The following is a 2,414-nucleotide window of genomic DNA, read 5'->3' on the forward strand; positions in this document are numbered from 1 at the left end:
CCGCCGGGTCCGGGCTTCGCTGCCTGACTCGGCAGTGGAGGTCCGAAGGACAAGGCCACCATGGCGATGACCGTCATGAGTGCTTGCAGAGCGCGCCGTGAGTGCATCTTGGTTCTCCCCGTCAGGTATGGACGAGGCTCACCCCGGGAGAGGTTCCCTCCCCATTACCCGTGGGCCGACCCAGTCGACGGTACGCGCAGCACCCGATCGTGAGGAGACCTCGGTTCCGCTGGTCGCTGCGCGCGCCCGGGATCAGCCCGGGGAGATCGTCGATGCGCGGTGGAACAGGTCGCGTGCGCGGAGGATCGCCCTCATCACCGGGTCGCGGGCGAGCGGCGTGCCGGTGTCATCACACGGGGGATCCGGGGTGGTCTGCAGGACGAACACGGGACGATCGGGGTGGGCGTCCGTCAGCAGACGGGTGATCCGCGGCCCCACGTCGGTCAGCGCCAGGAGGCCGTCAACGGCGAGGAAGCGCGGGTGTTCGCGGACCAGCAGGCCGAGGCAGGCGGAATCCATGAAGACGACCGCCGACAGGTCCAGCCGTACGACGACCCGGCCCGTCTCGCGTTGGCGATGGAGGACGTCAGCGAGCCACTCCCTGGCTGCGAGGTCGAGGTCGCCCCGCACCCGGATGGTGGCGCATCGAGGATCGCCGTCGGCGAGTGTCACTTCGTACCCGGTGTCGGGCCGCGTCGTGAGAAGAAGGACCTCCGTCATGATGACGCTCCTCTGGAAGGACGGTGCGTCACCCGGGGTCCGGGGGTGAAGGCGTCCAACGCGGACGCCCGTTGGTTCGTTCTACCAGCACCGGGATGTGCCCGTCCACAAAGTCCCCGCGGTCGGGGCATTCGGGCTACTGTCGAAACACATGGCCACGAGGGGGAAGACCGCGAGCGGCATCCTCGCGTCGCTGCTGTCATCGGACCAGGAACCGGCCACGATCCTCAGCCGTCTGTGCGACGACTGCGCGCGCGACATACCCGTCACCGGAGTCGGCCTCGCGCTGATCAACGATGACGGCCATCAGGGGGTGGTTGCGGCCACCGACGGGCTGGCTGCCGCCATGGAGGACCTTCAGTTCTCACTGGGCGAGGGTCCCTGCATCGATGCGTCGCGGCATCGTCGGCCTGTCCTCCAACCCGAGCTGGCGCGTACGGCGATGGCTCGTTGGCCCGCCTTCGGCCCCGAAGCGCTCGACGCCGGGATCGAGGCGATCTTCGCCTTTCCCCTGCAGGTCGGCGCGATCAGGATCGGGATCCTCGATCTCTACCGCGACCAGCCGGGAAGCCTGGCACCCGAGGCCGTCGCGGATGCCCTCACGTACGCCGACGCAGCCGTCCAGGTCGTCCTGCACCTGCAGTCGCAGGTGTCGCCCGGAGGCGGACTGCCTCCTCAGTTGGCGCACCCCATGGAGAACCGTGCCGAGGTGCACCAGGCCACCGGCTTCGTGTCGGTGGTTGCGGCCGTGACCCTGGCCGAGGCCCTGCAGCTGTTGCGGGCGCACGCGTACGCCGCGGAGCGCCCCATCCTCCTGGTTGCACGGGACGTGCTGGCGGGAACCCTTCGCATCGGATCGCTGAGGAGCGATGATGAATGAACAGCCGCTCGCTACGTCATCACCCATGCACGGCAGACAGGAACCATCGTGAAGACCGAACAGCGGCTCGCCGAGATCTTCGTCGAACTGGCCGACACCCTCGTCGCCGAGTTCGATGCCCTGGACTTCCTCGGCACTCTCACCGAGCGCAGCGTCGAGCTCCTGCACGCCGATGCTGCTGGTGTCATCCTCAGCGACCAGCACGGTCGGCTGCAGGTGGTGGCATCGACCAGCAACCGGGCCCAGGACCTGGAGCTCTTCGAGCTGCAGAGTGAAGAGGGGCCGTGCCTGGACTGCTTCAACAACGGTCACGTCGTCGCCAACGTCGACCTCGCCGAGGCGCAGGCGCGGTGGCCCCGTTTCAGCGCCGCGTCGCTGGAGCTGGGTTACCAGTCCACCCACGCCGTCCCCCTTCGCCTGCGCGACCAGGTGATCGGCGCCATGAACCTGTTCTGCACCGACCAGCGTGAGCTCAGCCGGGACGACCTCGCGCTGGCCCAGGCCCTGGCGGACGTGGCGACCATCGGCCTGTTGCAGGAGCGCGCCGTGCGCGAGGCGGACCTGCTCGCCGAACAGCTGCAGACGGCCTTGAACAGTCGTGTGCTGATCGAGCAGGCCAAGGGCGTGATGATGGCCAAGTCCGGGGTGGACGTCGATGAGGCGTTCCGCAGGATGCGGGACCACAGCCGGAAGAACCAGCTCGCGCTGCGTGATGTCGCGGCATCGATCCTCGACGGCACGCTTGCTCCGGAGCGCATGAGTCCGTGATCGGGACCCCGGGTGCGCGATGATGTGGAGGTGACGGACTCCAGCG

General features: G+C 68.4%; 3 protein-coding genes. 2 read left to right on the forward strand and 1 reads right to left on the reverse strand.

The features are described 5' to 3' along the window. Window positions 1-252 precede the first annotated feature (252 nt). Entirely contained in the window at window positions 253-720 is a 468-nt protein-coding gene (locus tag ACOADB_RS08670; protein WP_378597557.1) for an STAS domain-containing protein, read from the reverse strand. A 151-nt stretch (window positions 721-871) separates the two neighbouring features. On the opposite strand from ACOADB_RS08670, the gene ACOADB_RS08675 reads away from it, so the two are divergent. Both ACOADB_RS08675 and ACOADB_RS08680 read left to right on the forward strand, forming a co-directional pair. Further along, window positions 872-1,600, forward strand: a complete 729-nt coding sequence (locus ACOADB_RS08675; RefSeq protein WP_378597558.1) for a GAF and ANTAR domain-containing protein — start codon at window positions 872-874, stop codon at window positions 1,598-1,600. A gap of 48 nt (window positions 1,601-1,648) precedes the next feature. Continuing rightward, window positions 1,649-2,368, forward strand: a complete 720-nt coding sequence (locus tag ACOADB_RS08680; protein ID WP_378597559.1) for an ANTAR domain-containing protein — start codon at window positions 1,649-1,651, stop codon at window positions 2,366-2,368. Window positions 2,369-2,414 lie beyond the last annotated feature (46 nt).

This window comes from Nocardioides sp. CPCC 206348, from assembly GCF_048654705.1.
GTDB lineage: Bacteria > Actinomycetota > Actinomycetes > Propionibacteriales > Nocardioidaceae > Nocardioides.